This window comes from Synechococcus sp. RC10A2 (assembly GCF_047502605.1).
This window is the reverse complement of sequence record NZ_JANSHP010000028.1, coordinates 1-873: the sequence shown is the minus strand read 5'-3', so window position 1 is coordinate 873 and position 873 is coordinate 1. Positions and strand designations below refer to the sequence as shown.

The window sequence follows — 873 nt, the reverse complement described above, 5'->3', positions numbered from 1 at the left end:
TGACCGGGAAGCTGTAGTAGACGTCCACAACGAAGGGGCGAGTATCCCACACTCCGTCGTTGTCTGTGGTCACGATTGGCTGCCCAAATACAACCCCGCCTTTGGCACCCTCCACAAAGAGGTCAGGGAAAACAAAGCCAAAGAGGAAACCATTAAAGTTTTCCTCACCCGGATCCACAGTGCCAGCCGGTACCACGTTGGGCAAGTTGTAATCCACATTGCCAGCAGTAAACCAGCCAGATACGATGACGCGGGGGGTAATCTCCCAGTTGGCAGCCACAGAAAAGGCGTTCACCTGTGCAGAGGTGGACACATTGGTTACTCTCAGAGGGCCACGGAAAAGAGCTGTACCGTTGGCCAAGAACTCAGGGCCATCGTTTGCCGTCTGCAGATAGGTACTGGCAAACTGCAGGTAAATCTCTAGATTTTCATTCGGCAGGAAGCCCAGCTCCACCGCGTGGGCGCTATCGCTACCGGTTATACCGCTGTCGCCGAAGCCCTTGCCTAAGGCTTGAGCGTTCCTGGTGCTGTAGCTGTAGGCCAAGCGCAGTTGATCGGAGAGTCGGTAGCGGAAGCCAAACAGAGCTCCACCTGGCACATCCGCCGTGGAGTTGGGAGCATCAGCAAAGTCGGAGAGAGCTTCGAAGGGTGTGCTGTAGTTGAATACATCGAACACACCTGAGCCAACGATACCCGTGTAGATGGTAGCTGCTTGGTTGAAAGCTGGGAATTGGTAGATCAGCTTGGCCAGGGTGAAAGTGCCACCGCCACGGCCGCCAAACTCAAGGCCGGGATCCCCATCAAAGAACTCAGTCACAGCATCGCGAGCTTGGAGACGAATGCGCAGGCGATCGCGACCCACAAAAGAAGCAT

1 pseudogene is annotated in these 873 nt (G+C 55.4%); it reads right to left on the bottom strand.

What is annotated here, in order from left to right:
- Positions 1 to 817 (bottom strand): annotated as a pseudogene (locus NW848_RS02940) (S-layer protein); the annotation flags it as partial.
- Positions 818 to 873 lie beyond the last annotated feature (56 nt).